Source organism: Mesorhizobium sp. M7D.F.Ca.US.004.03.1.1, from assembly GCF_003998635.1.
In the GTDB taxonomy this organism is placed as follows: Bacteria; Pseudomonadota; Alphaproteobacteria; order Rhizobiales; family Rhizobiaceae; genus Mesorhizobium; species Mesorhizobium loti.
The window spans coordinates 1-2,414 of the sequence record NZ_RZQG01000882.1 but is presented as its reverse complement, the minus strand read 5'-3'; the positions used below and the strand labels follow the sequence as shown (position 1 = coordinate 2,414).

Sequence of the window (2,414 nt, the reverse complement as noted above, 5' to 3'; positions counted from 1 at the left end):
CTGCTGGACCCCGGTGCTGATCAGCGCGACCATGGATCTCGGCCAGGTCGTGCTGCTTGCCGCGTCGCTCAGCTTCATCGGTCTCGGTGCCACGCCGCCGACGCCCGAATGGGGGTCGATGATCTCCGATGGCGCCGTCCATTTCTACCAATGGTGGATCGCTTTCGGTCCCGGCGTCGCCATCCTCACCATCGTGCTCGGCTTCAACTTCATCGGCGACGGCTTGCGCGACATTCTCGATCCAAGGTCGGACTAGGCGATGAGCGCACAGATCTCTTCAGCGCGCTCCGGCGCAGTAGTCGACAAGGCGGGCGAGCGCGAGCCGCTGCTGTCCATACGCGGCCTGCGGGTCGGGTTCCGGCGGGCAGGCAATCAGTTCGAAGCGGTGCGCGGCATCGACCTCGACGTCGCCAAGGGCGAAGTGGTCGGCATTGTCGGCGAGTCCGGCTCGGGCAAGTCCGTCGGCATGCTCGCCGCGCTCGGCCTCACGTCAAAGAACGCGGTGGTCACCGGCTCGGTCCGCTTCAACGGCGACGAACTGGTTGGCAAACCGGCGCGCGAGATGCGCAAGATCAGGGGCGCGCGCATCGCCATGATTTTCCAGGACCCGCTGTCCTCGTTGAACCCGGTGATGACTGTCGGCGCCCAGATCGCCGAGGCGGTCAGGCTGCATCAGCGCGTGACGCGCAAGCAGGCCATGGCGCGTGCGGTGGAGCTGCTCCATCTGGTGGCGATCCCGCAGCCGGAGCGCCGGGTCAACCAGTATCCGCACGAATTCTCCGGCGGCATGCGCCAGCGCGCGGTCATCGCCATGGCCGTCGCCAACGATCCAGACCTGTTGATCGCCGACGAGCCGACCACGGCGCTCGATGTCACGGTGCAGGCGCAGATACTGTCGGTGCTGCGCTCGCTGCAGGAACGGCTCGGCCTCGGCCTGGTGCTGATCACCCATGATCTCGGCGTCGTCGCCGGTCATGCCGACCGCGTCGCGGTCGTCTATTCCGGCCGTGTCGTCGAACAGGCTAGCGTGTCCGAGCTGTTCGCCGACCCGCGCCACCCTTACACGCGGGGCCTCATCGCCTCGATCCCCAATCTCGAGGAAAGCCGCGAGCGGCTGTTCTCGATCGACGGCTCGCCGCCCGCACTTGGGCGCTTGCCGGGCGGCTGCGCCTTCCATCCGCGCTGCATCCATGCCGAGGCACGCTGTAGGATCGAGGATCCTCCGCTGCACGATATCGGCGGCCGGTTCTCGGCCTGCCATTTCGCGACGACCTTGCCGCCCTTCCACAGCGCCGCGCTGGCAGCGGCAAGCCTGGACAATGGAAGCGTGGCCCCATGAGCGCAGCAGAGCAACTCCAGGCAGAAACCAAACCGGCGCCCGCACTGTCGGTGCGCCACCTCGTCAAGGACTTTCCGGTACGCGGCGGCCTCGTCTTCGACCGTGCCGTTGCCCATGTCCGTGCGGTCGCCGATGTTTCCTTTGACGTAGCACCCGGCGAAACGCTGGGCCTGGTCGGCGAGTCCGGTTGCGGCAAGTCGACCCTAGGGCGCTGCCTGATGCGGCTGATCGAGCCGACCAGTGGCGAAAGCTGGTTCCGTGGCCAGAACCTGCTCGCGCTCAACCACGAAGACATGCGCCTGATGCGGCGCTACATCCAGCTGGTCTTCCAGGACCCCTATGGGTCGCTGCATCCGCGCATGCGCATTGCCGACAACATCGCCGAGCCGCTGCGCATGAGCGACATGTCGGCGGTCGACCGCCGCGCGCGCGTCGCCGAGCTGCTCGAACTGGTGCGGCTCAATCCCGATCACGGCAAGCGCTATCCGCACGAACTGTCCGGCGGTCAGCGCCAGCGCGTGGTCATCGCTCGCGCGCTTGCGCTGAACCCGCAAGTGGTGATCCTCGACGAGCCGGTTTCGGCGCTCGACGTTTCGGTGCAGGCTGGTGTGCTGAACCTACTCAAGGATATCCAGCAATCCTTCGGCACGTCCTATCTGTTTATCGCCCATGATCTGTCCGTCGTGCGCCACATCTCGCATCAGGTGGCGGTGATGTATCTCGGCAAGATCGTCGAGATCGCGCCGGCGGCCGAACTCTATTCGAGGGCGCTGCATCCCTATACCCAGGCGCTGCTGTCAGCCGTGCCGCTCGCCAATCCCGAGAAGGAGCGCAAGCGCGAGCGCATCGTGCTGACCGGCGATGTGCCGAGCCCGCTCAACCCGCCCTCCGGCTGCCGCTTCCGCACGCGCTGCTTCAAGGCGCAGGCGATCTGCGCTTCCGTCGAACCGCCGCTCGATCCGGCTGGCGGTTCGCGTCGCGTCGCCTGCCATTTCCCGGAGCCGGTCAACACTTTCAAGGCCGTCTGATTGGCCTGCCGAATTCACCCGAAGGAATTTTGATCGTGACTGAGGAC

The 2,414-nt window shown here is 66.3% G+C and carries 3 protein-coding genes; all 3 read left to right on the top strand.

What is annotated here, in order from left to right:
- Nucleotides 1–256: ABC transporter permease subunit (locus EN935_RS31300; RefSeq protein ID WP_127373983.1), on the top strand; the 256-nt coding region annotated here is incomplete at its 5' end.
- Nucleotides 257–259: 3 nt separating this feature from the next.
- Entirely contained in the window at nt 260–1,339 is a 1,080-nt protein-coding gene (locus EN935_RS31295) for an ABC transporter ATP-binding protein (RefSeq protein WP_127262728.1), read from the top strand.
- Nucleotides 1,336–2,367 carry a dipeptide ABC transporter ATP-binding protein gene (locus tag EN935_RS31290; protein WP_127262729.1) on the top strand — a complete coding sequence of 344 codons (1,032 nt, stop codon included), beginning with the start codon at nt 1,336–1,338 and terminating at the stop codon, nt 2,365–2,367. The genes EN935_RS31295 and EN935_RS31290 overlap by 4 nt, the downstream gene beginning before the upstream one ends.
- Nucleotides 2,368–2,414 lie beyond the last annotated feature (47 nt).